At 42.5% G+C, this 20327-nt stretch carries 25 protein-coding genes; 21 read left to right on the top strand and 4 right to left on the bottom strand.

The window, feature by feature from the left end:
- Positions 1–1252: 1252 nt before the first annotated feature.
- The 3 genes from ACFQI7_RS28260 to ACFQI7_RS28250 form a co-directional block, all read right to left on the bottom strand.
- A complete protein-coding gene (locus ACFQI7_RS28260; protein WP_218101211.1) occupies positions 1253–1450 on the bottom strand; it encodes a hypothetical protein in 198 nt (65 codons plus the stop codon).
- Position 1451: 1 nt separating this feature from the next.
- On the bottom strand, positions 1452–1910 hold the full coding sequence (locus ACFQI7_RS28255; protein WP_218101212.1) for a hypothetical protein: 459 nt from the start codon (positions 1908–1910) through the stop codon (positions 1452–1454).
- Positions 1911–2319: 409 nt separating this feature from the next.
- Complete coding sequence (locus tag ACFQI7_RS28250; protein WP_218101213.1) at positions 2320–2583, bottom strand: hypothetical protein; 264 nt, start codon at positions 2581–2583, stop codon at positions 2320–2322.
- 356 nt (positions 2584–2939) lie between these two features.
- Here ACFQI7_RS28250 and ACFQI7_RS28245 point away from each other — a divergent pair, with 356 nt between their 5' ends.
- The 15 genes from ACFQI7_RS28245 to ACFQI7_RS28175 all read left to right on the top strand — a co-directional run bounded on the left by ACFQI7_RS28245 (position 2940) and on the right by ACFQI7_RS28175 (position 14508).
- Complete coding sequence (locus ACFQI7_RS28245) at positions 2940–3284, top strand: hypothetical protein (RefSeq protein WP_218101214.1); 345 nt, start codon at positions 2940–2942, stop codon at positions 3282–3284.
- Positions 3284–3817: a hypothetical protein gene (locus ACFQI7_RS28240; protein ID WP_218101215.1), complete on the top strand. Its 534-nt coding sequence runs from the start codon at positions 3284–3286 to the stop codon at positions 3815–3817. The genes ACFQI7_RS28245 and ACFQI7_RS28240 overlap by 1 nt, the downstream gene beginning before the upstream one ends.
- A gap of 32 nt (positions 3818–3849) precedes the next feature.
- Entirely contained in the window at positions 3850–4977 is a 1128-nt protein-coding gene (locus ACFQI7_RS28235) for a hypothetical protein (protein WP_218101216.1), read from the top strand.
- A gap of 116 nt (positions 4978–5093) precedes the next feature.
- On the top strand, positions 5094–6434 hold the full coding sequence (locus ACFQI7_RS28230; RefSeq protein ID WP_218101217.1) for a Mov34/MPN/PAD-1 family protein: 1341 nt from the start codon (positions 5094–5096) through the stop codon (positions 6432–6434).
- A gap of 64 nt (positions 6435–6498) precedes the next feature.
- Positions 6499–7560: a ThiF family adenylyltransferase gene (locus tag ACFQI7_RS28225; protein WP_218101218.1), complete on the top strand. Its 1062-nt coding sequence runs from the start codon at positions 6499–6501 to the stop codon at positions 7558–7560.
- Complete coding sequence (locus ACFQI7_RS28220) at positions 7557–7901, top strand: hypothetical protein (RefSeq protein ID WP_218101219.1); 345 nt, start codon at positions 7557–7559, stop codon at positions 7899–7901. The genes ACFQI7_RS28225 and ACFQI7_RS28220 overlap by 4 nt, the downstream gene beginning before the upstream one ends.
- A 334-nt stretch (positions 7902–8235) precedes the next feature.
- Positions 8236–8604 (top strand): hypothetical protein, encoded by a 369-nt coding sequence (locus ACFQI7_RS28215; protein WP_218101220.1) that lies wholly within the window; start codon positions 8236–8238, stop codon positions 8602–8604.
- 209 nt (positions 8605–8813) lie between these two features.
- Positions 8814–9944 carry a GAF domain-containing protein gene (locus ACFQI7_RS28210; RefSeq protein ID WP_218101221.1) on the top strand — a complete coding sequence of 377 codons (1131 nt, stop codon included), beginning with the start codon at positions 8814–8816 and terminating at the stop codon, positions 9942–9944.
- A gap of 305 nt (positions 9945–10249) precedes the next feature.
- Complete coding sequence (locus ACFQI7_RS28205; protein ID WP_218101222.1) at positions 10250–10663, top strand: nuclear transport factor 2-like protein; 414 nt, start codon at positions 10250–10252, stop codon at positions 10661–10663.
- A 498-nt stretch (positions 10664–11161) separates the two neighbouring features.
- Complete coding sequence (locus ACFQI7_RS28200) at positions 11162–11722, top strand: hypothetical protein (RefSeq protein WP_218101223.1); 561 nt, start codon at positions 11162–11164, stop codon at positions 11720–11722.
- 56 nt (positions 11723–11778) lie between these two features.
- The gene (locus tag ACFQI7_RS28195) at positions 11779–12057 is read left to right on the top strand and encodes a hypothetical protein (protein ID WP_218101224.1); all 279 of its coding nucleotides are present in this window, start codon (positions 11779–11781) and stop codon (positions 12055–12057) included.
- Between the two features lie 67 nt (positions 12058–12124).
- Positions 12125–12640, top strand: coding sequence for a hypothetical protein (locus ACFQI7_RS28190; protein WP_218101225.1), 516 nt, complete (start codon positions 12125–12127; stop codon positions 12638–12640).
- A 70-nt stretch (positions 12641–12710) separates the two neighbouring features.
- Positions 12711–13073: a hypothetical protein gene (locus ACFQI7_RS28185; RefSeq protein ID WP_218101226.1), complete on the top strand. Its 363-nt coding sequence runs from the start codon at positions 12711–12713 to the stop codon at positions 13071–13073.
- 43 nt (positions 13074–13116) lie between these two features.
- Positions 13117–13341, top strand: a complete 225-nt coding sequence (locus tag ACFQI7_RS28180; RefSeq protein WP_218101227.1) for a hypothetical protein — start codon at positions 13117–13119, stop codon at positions 13339–13341.
- Between the two features lie 21 nt (positions 13342–13362).
- Positions 13363–14508: a phosphoadenosine phosphosulfate reductase domain-containing protein gene (locus tag ACFQI7_RS28175; protein ID WP_218101305.1), complete on the top strand. Its 1146-nt coding sequence runs from the start codon at positions 13363–13365 to the stop codon at positions 14506–14508.
- An 83-nt stretch (positions 14509–14591) separates the two neighbouring features.
- Here the strand turns inward: ACFQI7_RS28175 and ACFQI7_RS28170 are convergent, their stop codons facing one another.
- On the bottom strand, positions 14592–15308 hold the full coding sequence (locus ACFQI7_RS28170; RefSeq protein ID WP_218101228.1) for an NPCBM/NEW2 domain-containing protein: 717 nt from the start codon (positions 15306–15308) through the stop codon (positions 14592–14594).
- A 683-nt stretch (positions 15309–15991) separates the two neighbouring features.
- Between ACFQI7_RS28170 and ACFQI7_RS28165 the strand changes: the two genes are divergently transcribed.
- From ACFQI7_RS28165 to ACFQI7_RS28140, 6 genes are all read left to right on the top strand, one after another.
- Positions 15992–16450: a hypothetical protein gene (locus tag ACFQI7_RS28165; protein WP_218101229.1), complete on the top strand. Its 459-nt coding sequence runs from the start codon at positions 15992–15994 to the stop codon at positions 16448–16450.
- Between the two features lie 691 nt (positions 16451–17141).
- Complete coding sequence (locus tag ACFQI7_RS28160) at positions 17142–17840, top strand: hypothetical protein (protein WP_218101230.1); 699 nt, start codon at positions 17142–17144, stop codon at positions 17838–17840.
- Between the two features lie 34 nt (positions 17841–17874).
- The gene (locus ACFQI7_RS28155) at positions 17875–18819 is read left to right on the top strand and encodes a hypothetical protein (RefSeq protein WP_218101231.1); all 945 of its coding nucleotides are present in this window, start codon (positions 17875–17877) and stop codon (positions 18817–18819) included.
- A 217-nt stretch (positions 18820–19036) separates the two neighbouring features.
- Entirely contained in the window at positions 19037–19315 is a 279-nt protein-coding gene (locus tag ACFQI7_RS28150) for a hypothetical protein (RefSeq protein ID WP_218101232.1), read from the top strand.
- A gap of 17 nt (positions 19316–19332) precedes the next feature.
- Entirely contained in the window at positions 19333–19839 is a 507-nt protein-coding gene (locus tag ACFQI7_RS28145; RefSeq protein WP_218101233.1) for a hypothetical protein, read from the top strand.
- Between the two features lie 29 nt (positions 19840–19868).
- Entirely contained in the window at positions 19869–20315 is a 447-nt protein-coding gene (locus ACFQI7_RS28140) for a hypothetical protein (RefSeq protein WP_218101234.1), read from the top strand.
- The last annotated feature ends 12 nt before the right edge of the window (positions 20316–20327 follow it).

Here is a 20327-nt window from a genome sequence, read left to right as displayed (position 1 = left end):
GGTGCTGCACAAGCAGCAGGACCCGCGGGTAACGGAGAACCCATGTCGATTCGAACATGCGCCATATGCCGGGCCGCTGCAAGCGTTTCAAAGATGAACATTGTCCCGCTCATTGCCGCGTAAATCGTGGCTTTTTCTTTTTTAGACAAAGGCTTGCAAGTCGAGGGAAGATTGGGGTTAATGCCATCGACGAGAACGGTATTTGGTTATTTCTAGGTATGCAGTGATTTTGCCTGGACTCCTACCTTTAGTCGCTGTAGAAAAAACTGATCTAGGTGATGTGCCAGAAGGAATGAAGTCATATTCAATTCCTGAAAAAGAATATGTTATTTTTAGATTTGAAAAAAGTACATTGGTGAATTCTGGAGTAAAGTATGTACTAAAGAGAATCAAGCAAAATATAATATTGATTTGTCAAAACCAAGATATGAGGTATTTACACCTAATCCTAAAACTACAGGTATATTGGAATGGTGTATCCCAACTTTAAGCTAACGCAGAACGATAGTTCAATGAAACAGCGACAGTCTAGGACTATATTTTCTCGTCCTTGGCTGTCGCTGTTTCAATTCTAGGGGTCAGTCTAATACTTATTTTATGGAGTCTGACGGTTTGGCGATTCGAAAAGCCGCTTGGAATAAAGACATCCAGTCTAATACTTTATTTTCTGCTGACACAAGAACTTTATCCCATACAACAAAAAAAAAGCCGCGATTTACGCGACCTTTAATGAGATAATGTTCTTGTCACCCGACAGGAGCAGAGACCCACACCATTTCAAACAGGCGAAGCAAATTGCCGAGGCAGAGGAGGGAGCAGAGGTACTGCACTCAGACGAGCGGCATAGGGCCGTTGAGCGTCACGCTGAGGAAATGCAAGCTACGAAAGATCGAGCGAGATCACCCAAGCAGAGAAGGCGGCGCTTGTGGTCAGTAAAGAGTTGTCCGAGATGCTGCAAGATGAGAGAGCAGCGTTTGAACAGCTCCGAACTCTGAAGCCTAATACGTCCTATATTCAACGCTGATCCTTACCTTTTTCTTCGCTGATTTCCTTTTTTAACAAAAAGTATCCGACGATTAAGCATATGTAACAGACCGGGACCCAAAGAAATGCGTTCCAGAAAATAGCCGAGTCTTCTCTTGATAGAGATTTACTGTTAACAACGAATGCAAGCCAAAGTATTGGAAAAAACCACAAACTGATCTTATAGATTCGGTGAAATTTTATCATATCCTTTCGCATCGCCTCTCAATCATGTCGTTACTTTAAATCTTGCCTTTGTGCCCGACATTTCGGGAACCTTAATATGATCGAGTATGGCAGGAACGAATTCCGAACCGTTCCATATTTCAAAGTTACCAACGGTTGAAATAGGATATTCTAACTTACCAGCATCAATAACAATTCTTGATCCAGATTGAAAGATATAACCGGTAATATAATTTTCCATGTTAGTCTCCATCCTTTAAGTTTATTGAGTATCTATACACGGGCTGGTTGCCGTTTTTTTTTACAACATCTGCAAATAGCATTATGAACCCACATTCATAGCAAGCATGACTTTTGACAGACCGACTGTTAACAGTGGGGGATATTAGCTTGTTATTTGTGATGTTCTCCCTAAATACCACTCTTATATCTTCGTTTCCGCGTAAATAGCCATCCATAATTATATGACTGCTGCAGCTTGGGCATTTCACGTTTAAGTCATCTATTAAGAGAGATTCATATTCAATAATATGAACGCTTTCGATAATTCCTTTGTATTCAAAATCAAACAATTCTCCTTTTAATGCTGTTCCAGAATACCCACGAAAGTAACCAATCCGTCCATCTTTCAATAAAATGCGCTTCCCATTATCCATATTGGAAAAGTGGCCGCGTAAATTACTAAGGCTCTCTTGTAGCACTGATTTTTCTTCCTTATTTGATCGTAGCAATTGAATCCCGTCCTATTTTTTTTGAGATAGCTTGCCATTAACACGTCCACAGAGGGAATCCTAGATTATATCCAGGATGTTGACTACTAAAAGGACTAATAAACCTGATCCTTGAATAAATGTCATCCAATATTTTTAAGGTAAAAGTTGGCGAGCCCAATAATCAATAAAGCTATTCCCATGAAGTGATAATAAATTGGTTTATTAGGCAGTTCAGAATTTGCAATCACTGAAACTAAATAGGGGGTTAAATATAAAACGATTATTCCAACCCAAAGGCCAATTTTTTTCTGATCATTTTGATAACTGATAATGGTCACCCCTTAATAGGAACTTCTCCCCGAAAAAAAAAGGGTAATTGTTAAACTCCTCCAACATCTTAACGAATCAAGTTCAAATTGATCATTCGATATTCTCGCTCACCAAATATTCCTTTTTCCTTATAGCCACCAAGGTCGTACCCTTGTTCCTGCAGCTCAATGCACATATGTAGCAAAGAAAGTGAGACAGACACCAAGTCAGTATCTGTACGGAGATTCAATTTTTGTTTCATCCATTCCATTTTCTTCAAAGTATCTGGGTTACTAATCGTTGCTCGTTTTGGAGTAACTACTTCTGGAACATTTTTATTTTCATCCGACATAGAGATTCCCCTTTACATTATTTTCTAAATTATATCACATTGGTTATTTTATGGTCAATTCATGGATCAATTATGTACATAAAATTGCTCTAATAAGAATATGGACAGATGAAATAAGATGTAGACAGGGAATAATCACGATGGTAAAATATGAATATGATTTTTTTGCCTTTTTTGGCGTTGCGCAAGTACTCAAGCCCTATGCTGGCTGCCGTCTATAACAGGACTCTTATTTCCCTGTTTAAAGAGCAGTTAGTATAGGTTTTTTTTATTATGTTGCAAAGAAAGCGGTGCTCGAGCGATCTATTTCGCTTGCGCAGCGCTTTTTTTCATATAAAACAAAGGAGGCTACAATCATGGGCAGTATGGTGATCAATGAGAGATTTTGGGTTGGACTTGAGTCCGATGCCCTAAAACAGGAATCGGTTGAGACATTGGAAATGGAGCAAACACTGCTTCATGCCATTGCTTATCGTCCCGGTGCTATTGTAAAAGACGTCCTCGGCGTTCTTAACGCGATGGATGTACGAAAACTGATGTATTTGTACGAGGAACTGTACTATTTCCAACCAATGGATTATGACCCCGACGAATTTGATCAGGAAAATTCGCATCAAACCCTTATGGAAATCAATCGAACTATTGGGATCAGCCAAATGATAAGGGTTCTGCCGATCGACCGAAAAAGGAGGTTGCTCTAATGAGCCACTTTCTCGGCCTAAACGTTGATACTTTATCGGATTACTTACACGATCTCAGCATGTTAATTACGGTTCGCATGATGGTAGAAAAAGGGTTACCGATCTGTGAAGATTGGAAAGTGGGCGAAAATATTCTGGATCAGGTTCTGACTACACTCTTTGGATGGGAACGTATTGAGGAAATACCGAATGTTGGTTATTTCGTCGATGTGGTGCTCACCGAAGGTAACATCGAGCGTGTCAGGGGTATTCTTGGGGAACTTGGGGATGACAATACAGGTGAATGTCTAGCATATGAAGTTCAAGAGGAAGGCATATCGCTTGAATTCTATAACTGTAATGTCCCCTTGTACGCAGTGTTCGAAGGGCTATTTAACCTTTCTGAGCTAATTAAAAAAATCGCGAACAGCACGATGTCGGCTGAGGTACTCAGCGGGCATGTTGCAGAACTGCCAACTCTTTTGAAAAGAAGGCTTAGGCGCGGTGTTACAGCTCGTAAGGCAAGTGGGAGTCCAAAAACAATGCGGCAATAGGACCGCACTATGTGAAAGGGAGAGAATGAACTATGCAAACGCTGGTAAAGCCTACACTAATGCAAACTCGCATTACCATCGATGAGGAAGGTATCCAAAAGCCGATCGTTGAGCGAATACTCAATGGTGTAATCGTTCAGGAAGTCAGGGTGAATGCTGCGGATCTGCAAAAGCAAATGATTCAGAGTGCGGATGCGTGGATGCTTTATAGCACCATTCTAGACGACGCGCAAACTTTTATTAGTGAACTTTTCCGGTACGGATCTGAAGTGGCTATAAGTGATCAAAACGATATTCTAAGAGCGATTATCGATGAACTCTCAAATGATTATAGAAAATCAGATGAGGGGCTCATGCGAAACCTCTTGGCAGTATTGCTGGAGAATGCGAATATCGCAACCTTGGATAACGCGGCCTACACGAAGCTCATAAGAGCAATGACGGAAAAGCTAACTAAGATTGAAGACCCCTATGAACTGCAGCTGATGTTTGAACTGCTGCTAGATAAGGTACATGTCTTCGACTCGCCAGATCGTCAAACGATCAAATCGATCTTGGATGCAGCTGTTAAGCATGTGAAGCAATTTGATGCTGAAGACGCCATTAACGATCTCTGGGCCCACCTTGCCGTAATAGTAAAGAAAGATGTTGTACTTGAATTGGCGAAGGAACACCTCGATGATTTGGAGCTCACGACCCCGATTCTTCCTCGAAATTGCTTGTTTTTTAAGCAATCGAAGAACCGGACAGTCATTGCTCTTGAGGTGGATCGGGCACGCTGGGACGTGAACTTGAGAGGGCAAATCATTGAGCAGGTTGGACATCCGAAACTAATTTTCATCTTTGAAATGAGTGGCCGGCGAATCGATGCAAGGGTCGCGGCAGTCAAAGATGAGGTTATTACGGAGAAATCCAAGTTATATCGATATCCATTCTCTCATGTTAACTCGAATATGTATTGCTGCTGGAATTACTTCCCGCCTCTTAAGGAATTCAGAAATATCGAATCGTATCCGTACATTTTCCTTCAAGGAGAACGGAACTTCGATTTATATGATGGTGCAAAGAACTATCGCGAGCTTTTGGCTGAATTATCCGGGCATGATTTTGATGATGAGCAGCTCGTAGAAACCGGTAAAGTCTTCGCTGACATTTTATGATTTCGTCGGGTGTGACGACCCGTTCGAATAAAAGGTCCATCACGGATACCGTGGTGAAAAAACTTATGTACAAGGGAGGAAGTTCCGCGGACGAATGAGCTGCGGGGCGATTAAACATGTCTTTGGACTTATTTTCGATACTTGGTATTGATGCAGGGGCCGTGGCGCCGGTTGTTACAACGGATAAGAATGCTGCTAAGAAGAAGCAGGCAAGTGATAAGGGAAGCGGGAAAGGCGATACCAAAGGAGCAAAACTTATGGTAAAGCCGAAGTCGGCCATTAGGCGGTACGAAACACAAGCCGATATCCGAAAAATGCTTGTCGGGCTTGATTGGACCGTTCATTACGCCATGCATTCGTTCCCGGTTGCAGATCTTGGTAGGCGCCTTGTGGAAATGAATGATCAGGACATCGAAGAAGTGAAGGCAGCTCTATGGGCAATGGTTCCCCAGGATGTAAAGGATGACCTCGAAAAAGCCCGTCAGGCGAAAGCGGAGGCCGAAGCAGCCGCTGCAGGCGGTAATGCGGAAGCCACAGGAGAAAAGTTATCCGAGAATTCTGACGCAGAATCTGATGAGGAAGACGATCTGGAGTTTAATGAGGAAGAAGGAGAAGTTGTTCAAAAAAAGCCTGAACCTCAGAGAGCAACAGAAACGAAAATCCCGGAAGTCCAAGAGGGCGAACTAACGGTTGATATGCTACGACTTACGCTCGCGCTCGACTATTTCGAGTTTGCCAATGAAGAAGCCGTTGCGTGGCGCGTAGACAAGGAAAACAAACGACTGACACCTTCCATCAGTGCCGGAAAGATGGGTAATAATTTTCCTGCCTATCAAGCTTTTCACTGGAAGCTCAGCGAGTTTGAGAAGGCGCCGTCCAAACCGATTAACTACGTCGCTGGAAGAGACGGCCGTCTTTATGAAATTCGGGAGAATGCGCATCTTAAAGTTACGGTAGCCGCTCGAATGGTTCCAGCACTGGAGAGTGTCACAGAAGGGGTCTCGTTCAAGATGGACAAGATTCCCGGAATGTTTCTGAAGCAAACGCTTGATTTCTTCAAGCACTTTGTTCCAGAACAACGTGAGGCATTCGTCTACGTCGCCCGGAACCGATCGACCGTAACTTATGAGCTGCATTGTCCCGAGCAATGGGCAAATAGGGACAATGTTGACGCGGAGTATCCAGATGATCCGGAGCGGGATATTGTTCTGATTATGCATTCGCATCATGTGATGCCGGCAGTCTTCTCACCGAAAGATGATCGTAACGATAAAGCACTTTGCGTCTACGGCGTCTTTGGGCAATTAGATAAGCCGACGATTGATCACTGTTTTCGTGCGGGCTTCAATGGACATTATCTTTATTTGAACATCGCAGATGTTTTTGACGCTGAAAGTACCTATTCGGCATGCACATTTCCGCCTGAATGGGTAGATCGTGTTCATCCGTATGTATGAAAAAGAGGGAGGCTCTCCAAAAGTGGAGGCCTCCATTTTCTAATTATGAAGAGGGGGAGATTCCATGCCAGGAATCATTCAATTTGATAAACGTATTAATCTGCAGATCATCATAGTCGGCCTTGGCGCGAACGGATCGCATTTTTACAGGGGGTTATGCCAGGATCTCCGGACGCATTTGGATGCGTTTCAACACAACCGGTCTAAGCGGCCGTTCTATCTGGAACACATTATGCTGGTAGATGGAGACCGGGTTGAACAGAAGAATTTGGGGAACCAAATTTTTGAGCCGGAAGAGGTCGACCAACCTAAGGTCCAAGCGCTGGCTGAACGTTACGGTGATTTTTATGGAATTTCAACGTTCAGACGTACGGAATATATTGCGGATGCTTCCGATCTATCTACCCTGTTGGCCGATCCGGATAGGGATAGGGATAAGAACGTTATGTTCCTCCCCGTGCTCATTGGCATGGTGGATAATCATGCGACCAGGCAGATATTTGACGGATATTTCCGTTCTGAGGAAGCACGCACGCTCCTATATATCGATGCAGGTGTTCACGGCGTTTCACTCGATAGGTGGAACGATGCAAAGCCGGAGACGGGTAATGGTGGTCAAATTGTGGTGGGGCTGAAGTTTAACGGACGGACCATTTTGGAGCCGGCCGGCAGCCTATATCCGGAAATATTGACGGATACCGAGTCACGGATTCCGGGATGCGGAGAAGTGATTAAATCTGCACCGCAGCGCTGCGCAACTAATAAAATGGCTGCCCAGCTCACAAATAATATCATAAACACTTTGCTTACAGAAAAGGCAATCCTTGTTCACCAGATTACCTTCGACACACGCATGTGCGGATCCCGGCCTGAATTTTGTACCTTGGCCCAACAGGAGTTGTTTAAGGAGACGCTTAAAGAAATGGCTTCCTCTAAACAAGAACAAGCAACCGATCGGCCAAGTGTGCCAATTCGGCAAAAAAGCCAGGATAGTGGCCCCCATGTTCTTAATTATGATGAAGAAGAACAGGGTGAAGAGAACTTGGATGATGAAGAAGACTGGGACGATGAAGTTGACGACGATGAAGAAGACTGGGACGATGAAGACGAGGAGGAAGAGCTATGACGGCAATTCTTGCAAGCTGGTTGTCGCGCCAGGAGCGAGTCGAGGTTGTCAAGTGCCCGGAAGTACTTCGGCCCAAGCCGCTTCGTTCGTCTACATTTCGAGCCATAAGTCAAGACGGCAGTCTCGTTTTCATCGATCGGCAAGATATTCTTTTGCAGGACGAGGAAACATTAATTGAAGAGTTAGCTCAAATTTTAAAGAAATACAATAACCCGCAGCGATCGGACCGGTACAGTCTTATTCTAAGGCAGCTTCTGAAAAATGAAGTTCCATTTTATCGGCCGTTAGAGCAAAGAATGTCCGAGTCAAAACACGATCAACTGCTTTTACGCTTAATGTAAGCAGGAGCCTCGCTCCTGCTTCCTTTTTTGAGCGCGCTTTTCTAGTTCCTGGGAATATGCTATAATTCTCGTAATATTATGCTTTTCATTGTACAAGACTGAAGCCCTAGTGGCGGGATTATGAAGAGATAGGTCTGCCTATTTCTAAAGTAAACTCGCTACGGGGCTTCTTTTTTTTGCCAGAAAAGCGGATCTTATGAAGGGAGGAAAGGGAAAAATTATATGTAAGCATGCGGTGTGGGGACTTCATTCCTGCCTATTTAGTATGCGCTAAAAAGGAGATGGCCATAGTCCTGCTTCAAGTTATGGCCGACCACTTACGAGGAGGATTACAATGGTTTATGTCATCGATGATGAAGGAAACGAGATTATGGATTTTGATAGGGCTCGTGTTTATCTGAAGCGATATCGCACAGGAAAGACTTGCGAACATTGCAAGCTTCCGCTAGTTCATAATTCAGACGTAACCATATCAAAAGAGGATAAATACGTCTGCCTTAACAACTCGTGCTCGAGCCGAGAGCCAGAAATCGTATTCGACGAAGCCATTATGTTGGAAATCGCTAAGGTAGACCGTTTCGTCGCTTTCCAACTAAAGCACGGTATACCGGCCGAGGCCATTTTTAATTCGTTCGTTTATGACGAAGTGGATCAACAGTTCATGGATCAATATTTGGAACTGTACCGGAAAATGGATCCTTAAGAAAATTTTATGTGAAGTAGGGATTGGAATGTTCAAAGATTTTTCGTATGATACCGAGAAACAGGTCCGGGAAAAGAATGTGAATCGTTGCACTTGTTGAGGAATTGATTCGCAACAATCGGGAGCTCGCAATGCTTTCTAATCGAGAAAGGCTTCACGATCTTGCACATCTCGAATACGCGAGAACTATGAGCAAAGGAGAATAACGAATGGTACAACCTCAGATCAATCAAGGGACGTCAGCAAGCGTTGCCACTGATCCTAAGAGGGGATTTCGTATACGGATGGTCGGAGCGGCTATGATGGCACTTGTTTTAACGTGTCTCACGTTATTTGGCATCAATGCCGCCATAGACTCTGTGTTCCCAGGATTGATAATATGGATTTATAAAATGATTAACGATATTTGTACATTGCTTTTTGTCTCAAATGGTGCCTTTAATAATAAAGCAATTTTTATCATATTTCTTTTTTCCTTTTTTACAGTAATCGGTGCGTACAATGTTCTTAGAGGATGGGCTTTGTGGCTGTGTAGTCGAGACAAGGAGCGGGGGCAGCTGTATTCGTGGGTTCCCAACCTGCTACATCACGAATACGCAGTCGAGTTGATTAAGAAAGTGGCTACGGAAGATGTAATCAAGAAATTGAAGGAGAAGATTACGGAGCTGGAACAAGTGAATGCGGCTCGTTCTGTCGTGACTGATCAACTCAACTCATCAATGAAAGATACTTTACGTGAACGTAGACTCGTACTAAATCTGGATCACTTAATTGGAAAGTGTTACAACCTGGCAGTGAAGACGTTTACTCAAAAGGTCAATGAGCCCTATTGGCTTAATTTGTTTCTCAATTCTGTTTGTGCAGAGATCTGCAGCACTACAGTTGATAGCCAGAACAATAAGCATTCTTATTTTTTCCTGAGGGACATTCCTAACGAGAAAATGGTGCTCATTGGGGAATGCAGAAGTGGAAGCTCGGTTGACGGCAGTTTGAAGTTCTCAAAAGGTGAAGGTTTTGTTGGCCAAGTCTGGGAAGAGAATCGTCGTATTGTCTATACCGACATTCCTCAGCAAGCAGCACATATCATTGTCAAGCAAGGCGAGAGAAGATATAATAGCATTATAGGGGTACCCATTTATCAGCAAAACGAAATGATTGGTGTCGTAGTCGTAGCCTCTCAATCCTCTCATGAGGTAAGTGAAGCTGATTTTGACAACATTGAACGTTATGTTAATCTCATTCATTTGAGTCTACTGGTTGCGCTATCTTATCAAAATCGTTTAGGTGGTGACGAACATGGCATCCTTTTTGAACTTCTTTCGCAAAAAGCGCCCTGCTGAAGTGGAAGTAGAGCAACTTTTGGCGTTAGCCGAGCAGTTAAGACAGATTAACGAAGATCGTAGTTTGAATACTGATGTTCGTCTGCGTATGGTAAGTTCTATAGCAGGCCAAGCATCGGATATTATGAGAAATAGTACTGTCGTTCCGTTACATAAGTAGAAGTATTAGCCGTCGCGATGCGATGGCTTTTTTATTAGGCTATGTTAAACATTGTTGTTGATATTTGATATTTGAAAGCATTCATTCTATAGTTGTAATATAATCATCGAAGATGATTACTTTTGATTGTGGGGGATAGTGAAGTATGTCAGAGGACAACATTCGATACGATCAAGTGAAAATTATTTGTGCAGAAGATTGTGGAAATGCACCGAAAAAAGAACTACTTAGAGCGTTTAATGTTGCCTTTGTTTGCAACGATATTGGCCTTATCACGGAGACCATCATAGAAGATATCCAGTGGAATTTTATCGGTAACAATGTATTACAAGGTAAGGCTCAAGTTTTCAAAATGCTTGAAGAACTGATTGACAACAAGCCAACGGAATTAGTTATTAGTAATATTGTAACGCACGGATACTCCGGTTCTTTAAATGGCATCCTAAACCTCGAAAGCAATATTAGCTACGCTTTCTGTAATATATATCGTTTCAATAGCAGTTTAAACAAAACAAAAATTAAGGAAATTACTTCTTATATAATTGACATTTCAAAATAATAAACGAGAAACAACAGCTAAATCAACCGCCTTTTCATTAGGGCGGTTTTTTTTTATCGAAAATCAACAGTTTGATTTAACATAGCCTTTTATTAAAATGCAAAGAAGTTTATGTGGTAAGAAAGGTAACTTCTGACTAGGAGGCCTAAAATGAAAAAAAAATGTTCTCTCGTTTATAAAGAAGCCGAAAAAAGTAGATATGAAATCTATAGAGCAATTGATGAAGGAAAGGAAAGCGAGCAGAGCTAAACTTCTTCGACAATTAGATGAAAAAAATCGTACTCCTTAATCGTTAATGTCCAGTATATTCCAATCGCGACTCGTTTATGATATAATACCTATAAAGATGTGATTCAATTTGCCCAAGTCGAAAGCCCTATGTGGCGGAATTTTGTATAGCCTTATTTTTTTATGGCTATCAAAGTCCGGTTGCATATGGGCTTTTTTTGCTATGCAGGGGAACACATCTATGAATTTGAAGGAGGCAATTAGGCGAATATGCGAAAATTACAGGATTTGCTCGATGTTGTAAAGGAACGAGGGATTTCAAAGTTAGAGGGTTATGTGGAAACAACGGAAGGACAACCCCGCTTCTCGGTGATTGGACATCTATTAGTGTTGTTGGGAATGAACACATCCGAACTAATGGAATTAAGCGGAACTGTAAGTAGGATGATGACCAATCCCGGGAACAGGTCTGAAATCAAGGCGGTCTTGCTTTTAGTTGAAGCCGGCTACTCCATGTTGGATCTTCGTCAACTTGAACGATCGCAGAAAAAGGGAATCCATGAAGTGATGGCTGACATCTACGCACTCGCCGATGATCTTATGAACATTAGTCTTGTGTCAACGAGGGAGTACGGTTCACTCGTCCGGAAGATGGCTAAGTACCGTAGAAATGGCATTCCGGCTGAACAGATGATTCACTTTTATGTAGGTAGGTTCCCAATAAAAGTAATCCTCGATTCGACGGGAAGGTCCGAAGATGATCTCCGGAGCGATGTAGATTTTGTACTGTCCTGTAGTAATTCTGTTCCTTGTGACCAACAGGCCAGCTAGTATGTACGAAAGGATTTTTGCATAGGACCTACATGTGAAAATAGGAGGGTGGGCTCATGAAATTTTGCCTGTACGAAGCAAAGAATGACCGAATCGTACAAGTGGAAGATGATATCCTGGTGGCTGCATCGGCTAGAAGAGCTTTAGGACGTTCAAATGAGATATCTCTTCTGCCCATAATATCAAAGGAAGAGTATGAATCATTCCCTTTTTCATTTCGCGGAGAGGTTAATGGACGTTATTATTTGTTTTACGAAGTTCCAGGTATTATCCCACATAAGTACGATCAAGTCATAGTTGTTGATCGATACGATGATGTGGTGTTGGAAGAGTAACATATTATGAGGAGAGAAGGTGCCTAATATTCTAGGCGCCTTTTTAATTTAAAGGAGGGAATATTCTATGGAGTTCCAGGATGAACTTCGATTTACGGCAAAGCAGAAGGGAAAAATTTATAAGAAGTTTATGAAGGTTGTTAAGGCACGCGATTCCATGATGATTGATAAGTCACTGTACGAATTTCTTCATGTGTATAGCGGCTTCATTGCACATTATAATCTGCATGGATTTCGTGATTATTACCGGCATCTTAAGGGAATAATCGAGATGCTCGAGGAGCTGCTACTGCATCATTTCGAGTGGGGCGCCGGGTCATATACTGATATCGGTAATGCATTAAAGGAAATCGCACGCGAAGCCCTGCCTGGAATCCGGATTGAAGAAGAGGCAAAGATAAAGCAGCGCGAGCTAGCTACACTGCAGGCACTTGCGGCCAAACATGGTTATCGGGTAGGTCTGGAGGAAGATGCTCCGTGTGCTGTACAACCAGAACTTCAGACTATGGAGGTTCCTTCCATTCAAGCTAAGAAGCGAAAGCGCGAGGCGTTTTGTGAAGGGCAGCTGCTCCTTAAATTATGAATCTATTTATTGGCGAAACTATGTAAAAATAGGGGTCGCGTATACCCGAACTATACGGGAGGTCAGGAAAGTGATATCTATTTATGAGACGGAAGAGAAATATAGGTTCGATGCTGATGCGCCGAACAAAATTGTACCTAAAGCCCGGCTCAAAGCGCATTCCAATGTAAGCCGCAAGCTGTGGAAGTTGCTTAAGAGCCACAACTGTAAGTATTATGGGGTTGTTCGTGATTTTACGTCTGTGTTTTCGTATGAGTCGACGTTTTTGGTGGTACATCATTTTCCGGAAAACGATCCACCGGACGAAAGACTCATTGAACGAGACAGTAAGATTCGATGGGAACATGTCTTTGCAGCAGAAGAGTTCAGTTATGATTTGTTCACGTTCTTAGAGAATGAGAACTTTCGTGTGTTCCTACCGATTCAGACATGAGCATAAATTAAAAGTATGGGCGAAGCGGGGGGACATAACCTTCTTGCTTGAATTTTTCTTTAATCTTCCGTTTGCCCCTTACGGCGTCGGGGGGGAATTATCGTGGCCGCTTCGTCTGGAAGAGGTCATCGAATATGAACCCATGCTTCTTGACTTTAATGGGTCCGAGGTAACCCGGCGTGTGCCGAATACCGCGGGGGAAGAGTTTGTAATTGATGAGGCCGTTCCCGAAGAGTTGGAAAAGGAAACGGACGAGGTAATCGCCTAATGCTTTAGGCGGTTCTCCTTAATTTGTGCAAACTTCAGTGGGGGGAAAGACAGCTCCGTCATTGTACAGAAATGCATTAGGTATAAACTGGAGCATCCGGAATGTACGACTAAGTTGGTCATTTTAAGTGCAGACACTGGCACCGTAGACCAGCCGTTGATGAAGGAGCACATTCGGAAGGTAAGGGAGGCAATAGCAGCACTCCCAATCGAAATTCCATTCATCCTTTCCGAACCGGACGTTGAGGATGCTTATTTCGTTAATGTTTTGGGTAGAGGTTACAAGCCACCGACGAAAAATCTGTCTTGGTGTGTGGAGCGGCTCAAAATTAAAGCAGGGCGGAAATCTTTATTGGAGTTAGCTTCCAGCGAAGATACGATCTGCCAATTACTTGGTTCTAGGATGCAAGAAAGTACAGCAAGATCAATCAGTGTAACAAAAGAATATGGTGATGGTTTTTTCGGCCAGCACTCGGTAGCGAATATATCTACTTGTGCACCAATTGCACGGTGGCGGGCAAGAGATGTCCTTACGCATCTCGTGAGACAGGTTGCTCCATGGCATCCATATTTTGACTATGGAAATAGCCGATTGATAAATTTATACTCACAATCAATGGGTGAATGTCAAATCGGAGCATCGATTAATAGCCCGGACCGGGCCATCAACTCGTGTAAAGCAAGCAGAATGGGATGTTGGGCATGCACGGTTGTTGAAAAAGATAAAAGCATGGAATCCTTATTGCTAGACTACCCAGAGTTATCTCATCTTTATGAAATGAGAGAAGTTCTCAAGGCCGTACAGGATCTTCGTTATGGAGGTTATTGGGGGATACAGCGTAAAGGTCCTTACCGATTTGAACGTGGATTCGGAGATCTGGATCTGGATATTCGATGCTTGTTGCTTAACGCAATGAAATTTTATGGGATTGAATTACCGCAGAATGAGGTTGAAGTGATCATTCGTTTTGTTCTCGAACGGGAGTATCGGGAAGGTATACCGGTGACTCAAAGATTTTTGAAACTTATATCATCATTCCTTGAGGTACCGCCTGTGTTTTTTTCATACGATACGATTTTTAATCCGACCGGCGAGATCGATCGGTGTACGAAAGAGGACAAGTTGATCATTGAAAGACTCCTTGCAGAAGAGGCGGCCGGCCAATAAATTAGGACTTCAGAATTTATATACGACGTGGGATGCCTAATAAATAAAATAAGATGACTTCGGAGGAAGTCATCTTATTTTATTTATTCGAACAATTTGGGTTCGAGGAAGTCGACCCAAAGTATTTCTGCCCAATTATAATTTTTATCATAATCAACTTCAAAAACGATTTGTAGCTTTAAGACGCCGGTGACATCGACATCTACATTTATTGGATTGTCCCCACCTATTAACTTAGAAATAACTTTAAGTTCTTTCCCATCTCCGATGACTTTGATGATACCAAGTGCTTTGACATTCCTAGAAGCATCATCCATACCGACTAGGGCAGTCAGTCTTTTGTAATTTCCATTTAAGTTGTAATCAATGGAAGCTTTCCCATCAGAACTAGAAGAATTTTTAACCATTGCGCGAATTCCATTTTTGTATTTAGTTCCCGCAATTTCAATCGTTCCTGGCTTTTCATCAGTCCAAACTTCCCCATCAGTTCTTGCATATTTAAGGGATGTTAAACCGGTAAACCGACCTTCCCTTTTACCAACCCAAATAGTTTCCGTATCTCCGTCCCACTCTACATTTTTGCCCAATGATTCCCCGATGAACCTCAAAGGAACATAAGTGGTACCTTCATATATAAATCCCTGGCCTTCGGAAGGTGTTTTATCTAAACCGTCTATTTTATATTTCAAATCTTTAAAATACACTTCAATCGATGTTGGGTTTGCAGCATAAGCTACTGATCCTGTTATCAATGATGTTACAACGCAGCCATAAATGAAGCCTTTAATTTTCTCTTTCAATATTTACACCCCTAATGGAAAAATTTCATTTGCAGATAGCTCTATTTCGACAAAATTTTCCTAATTCCTTCATTATCTATAGTATAATAATCATACTAAATTACTTGACGGGCCTTATAATGGATAGGACTAATCTAGGGCTTGCGGTTCAGAAATTTACTGTTTTTTATTCCATCCTCAAAGATAATATGGTATATTAAGTCTAGAATCTAGTTATACCTTGTGCGAAGTCAAATGCCCTAGCGGCGGAATTTATGAGAACAGGACCAGTCTGTCTGTTTTCCAAGGATTCCTGCTGCGGGGCTTTTTTGCGTTTTGCACAGGAAATATCATATGAGGAGGAGATTTTATTTGAATCCAAGCGACCGGTATATCCACATTAGGTAATTTTGTGAACGGGAATATTGTCATCAATATGTGTGTATGAAGAAGAGCGAGCATTTTGACGCTCTATTTTTTATGTCCAAAGGAGTGTAGTGATTTATGGTGTACGGCAAAGTTTTAAGGGGTAAAGTAACGGTTTGTGTAAAGGGTGAGTACTGGCTCATAAGCGAGTATATTGCCACCCGACTGCGTCTAGCCTCTTGATTCGTTGGCGCGATAAGCAGCACAGACACTCATATGTATAAGGAAGAGCGGGGTAATTTGGACGCTCTATTTTTTATGTCCAGGAGGAATGACAGATGGCAGAACGTTTAATTACAACCACATGCGAGAAATGCGGAAACCTTGTTACCATCGACTTGGAGGGCGCAACTTTTGATGAAGCCATGAAGTGGACAAAAGATATAGATAAAACACCTATGTCTTGTCCAAGCGGATTTCATGTCGAAGTGGGTGGATGGAGGAAATGGTGGAACCTGGATAAGGTCATTCCCAATGCCTTCGCCCCTCACGAGAAAAAAACTGTCAATCTGATCGTAAGTAGGTTTAGGATTACGGTCGGTAAAAACACCTTTCATTTTTTTGAGCCGGAGGGTGTATCGCAGTTTTTAACTGGGTATGCAGATGGATTGAAGCAGCAGCGCCGTTCCCTCAATGTTGTTGTCAAAATGGAGAAGCTTAATAGCAGCGGGAAAATACTTCACTCCATAGAGGAAACGATCGTCGATCTTCTCGCGCCGGGTATTGTCATCGGTTAACCAACAAATCTTTGCTTTAACTCCTAGGTGGGAGTATTTTATGGCCCCTACCTACGAAGGAGGGGCAAGGAGGATGTTGACTATGTTAAATAAGGTAACCCTTTTCTTTAGACAATTACTGGAAGACGAAGATACGGAAATTCTAAATTATCGCCCTAGTAGGTTAATCATTATGGACGAGGATTTTGAATATACCGTATAAGGGTACGAGCCGTGACGATCTGTCATGGCTCTTTATGTTTAATGAGGAAGGATGATTCGATTGATCGACTATCAAGCGGAGGCGAGCAGGCGTGTCCGCAGCTTTTTGAAAAAGGCGCGCCGCCGGCAGTACGTTCAAACGGTAACTGGATCTCGCAGTCAGGTAATTCGGCTGCATGACGATAATTTGTGGCTAAGTCCGAAAAAGGCGACAAGTCCGAACCAAATTGCAAGGAAGCGGCTAGTGAAGGCTGCAGCGTATGTTTATTATACGCGAACTTGTGTGATCAAAGACGTGGAACGGTTCTGTAGAATGAGCTCCGCACTTTTTGGTTGTCTTGTCGAAATGTTCTCTGACATATCGAGGGTCACAGAAACCAGGACAGGCCTGCGGCGTTTGACGATATTAGGAATCCGCGTTTGGCTTTCCGGAACGGAATCACATCCAAGGGACCTCGCTTTAGCTGCTTCACGAGGAGCAAGGTGGGCTATGTTCAATTATTTGTACCTTCGAAAACAGGGAAAAGAAAATTGGCGAAGGTATAAGGCTAAAAACGGGATAGAAAAGCTCTTTATCGATAGTGGGGGCTTTCAGTTGATGAATGGATTTAGCTTTGCCAAAGTTAAAGCCTGGGATCTGCATGACTGCCCTATCGATATCGAGGAGTATGCTGACTTCTTAAAGCGCTATCGCAAAGAGTTCTTTACATGGTCGAATCTCGACGTCCGTGGAAATGATGCTTTATCTGCAGCACATTTTGAATTTCTCTGTGACGAAGGCGTTTGCCCGATGCCTATATGGCATATAGACTCATCGCCGTTTTCCTATCTGGAAGAAATTCTTACGAAGGTCGATCCTCCTTGTGTCGGTATAGGTGGAATCCTAACCATTCGTTCGTGGAGAAAAAGGAACGAGCTCCTAAGCGAAGTCTTTGATCGCTTCCCGGATGTAAACTTTCATGGGTTCGGTGTATGTGATCAAAATTTGTTCAGGTTTCCTTGGCACAGTGTTGACCTTACGTCCGCCATTGTCGCACCACGGAGATTTGGGAAAGTGATGACTTATCAAGGACAAGTCCCGAGAGATCCAAAGTGGGACCCAACTCGTGCAATCCATGAAAGCTTAGATTTTGTGGTCGGGTTGGAATCCAATTATCGTGGAGAATTTCAGGGGCAATTATTCGAATAAATATGGCGCGTGCGCGAAGAAGAGGGGTAGGATTATGTGGCATATAGAAATTCCGACTGCTTACGTTTTGTTAAGTGGAGTGGGTATGATCATAGCGATTCCATTTATTTTTGCCGGGCTATTGAGTTGGTACTGGAGCGGGGTTAGGCGCCGTTCGGAGATGGCTTCTACTATTGTTGATCTTGAGACGCGTATTTCTTGGTATAGGAATAATACAACCGAGAATAGGATGTTTGAAATCCAGAAACCAACTATTCGCCGATCAATTAAAGAAGTCGAATTCAACGACACTGAATCCCAGGTAGTGGCAGGACCAATTATAGCAACTCAATCGGAGAACTTGATTGAGACTTCAATATCTAGTGACCCGGCGGGCAATGAAAGAAACGTTGATTACGGACAACAGTCACAAGCTTTTCTCGATGCACTCAAGAAAGAACAAGAGGAACATGATAAGCTGGAGCAGCAGCAACTGGAACTTGACACCGAAGAACAAACCACATCAACTGAATCTCTTGTATTTTCGCCACCTAAAATTACCGAAATGCAATTTGCAGCTGAAGCGAGCCCAGAGTTTTTAAAGAAACTCGGTATCTTTACGCAATCGCCAGCACCTAAATCTTCGAATAATGTTATTCAATTTCCAACGGTTGCACGTACTCCAAAAGAGAACATGGAGCAGATGGAACTCGAACTGCATTTAGAAGATGGTAGTGCTGGAGAACGAAAAGGTACGTATTGGGGCCATTATCGGATTGTTGAACGATACGACGACGGACTCGCCAGTTGCATGAATATTGAAACCGGTGATCGAGGTATATTCCATCACGCAATGCTCGCAAGAATTGATTCGTCGCAAGAGGTTTTTACTGCGTTGGTTCAATATAAGAATAATTCTCGTCAGGTCTTAGGTTTATGGCCAGGACAACATGATATCTCACCTAATTTTGATATTTATCAAGAGGCTATGGGAGGGTGAGCAGCAGCTCACCATTCCCTTCCAATCATTCAAATGACAGCTGTGAAGACTTCATATAAATGCTTGAATAGGACATAAGTCGTATTTTATAGGAATGAAGTCTTGACAGGTGCCATTTGGAAATATATAGTGATCACATAGTTGTATGTGTGTACGATGAATACATAGCTATTATTTAATTTGTAGAATATTGACTGAAATTAAGGATGTGTATAGCTTGCTTAAAAATTTTTACCTTTCATCAAATGCTGATGATGTTGTAAGTAAAACAGTAGAGCACTATGTATTGACCACCCTTTCGATTGCACAGCAGTGGGGAGTAATGGCCACCCTCATGGCGTCAGTTATGTTATGGGGAATCAGTCATATTTATAAAGTTCGAAAAAACGTGAAAATGAAGCAAGTTTTTAACTTTTGGTCAATAGGTATGGCATTTTTAGCAATTGTTTTCTCGATTGTACCGTATATCATAATGCACTTTATGGAACAAAAATAATAATGGGAGTGGGTTAAATGGGCGTTGTCGTAAATTTTTCAGATAGACGGTCAAAACATCAACCAGCCCCGGGACCTACATCGGAACCGGCTTGGAGTAAATACAATGATAAGTCTGAAGTCGAAACATTCCACGAGTATGTAATGAGTACGGAAGCATGGTTAAATGACGGATACTGGGATACCCTTTATGAAGGATATCCTATGCTGCCACCAAGCTTGGCTCCCATAAAAGATGCCGTCTGGTATGTTGGTGGAGATCACAAGCACTTTGGTGTTTGGCTGCTGAATCAAAGTAATAAGCCGGTTACAAAGGTTGACGGTCATTTTGGCTGGAATCCACTCGTAAGAAAATCAGTAGCCCCTCCGTTTGAACCGGTTAATATAAGCGACACTGCACAACGGAAACGTATCGCTTGGATCGTTGACGAAAACGGATACGGCCAGTATGGCATGATAATGGAAAATGGGTACGTATGGGTTCCCGCTCCTCGCCCGCAACATTGGGTTGACCCCATAGAGTAGGGAGCGGTATGGAATAGGAGGATTCACTGATGTCAACTGCAATTCCTAACAGTAAATCAAATAAAGAGGAAGTTTATTTAGCAATTTTAATGTCGGTTGGCCCATATCCTTCGAGAGGAGAATTAATAAAGGCTTTTGATCTTATGGCGTATTCGGCCGATGAGCGTTCGGAAATCTTGGTACTTTTCGGTAAAGCATTAGCAATCTTCAATGATAAGACCAAAGGGTATATAAAAATGTATGACTTATTATTTAACTTGAAATCATTTTCCCTGTTCGTAGTAATTATTGCAGTACTTCTATTTCTCTCAAACATATTTCAGTTTAATATTCTTTATTCGCTTCTAACGTGTCTAGTCGTATGTACCGGAATTTCGATTAAATATCCATGGATACGGCCTATTCGAGAAAAACCAATTTGGAATAGTTCAGTAAGAATGGCAATTGAGGAAGTTGAAGCTCAAAATAAAAAATAGGAGGTATCACCG

The sequence above is a fragment of the Paenibacillus allorhizosphaerae genome, from assembly GCF_042659105.1.
GTDB lineage: Bacteria > Bacillota > Bacilli > Paenibacillales > NBRC-103111 > Paenibacillus_G > Paenibacillus_G allorhizosphaerae.
The sequence above is the reverse complement of the archived record's forward strand: the minus strand, read 5'-3'. Positions and strand labels throughout refer to the sequence as shown.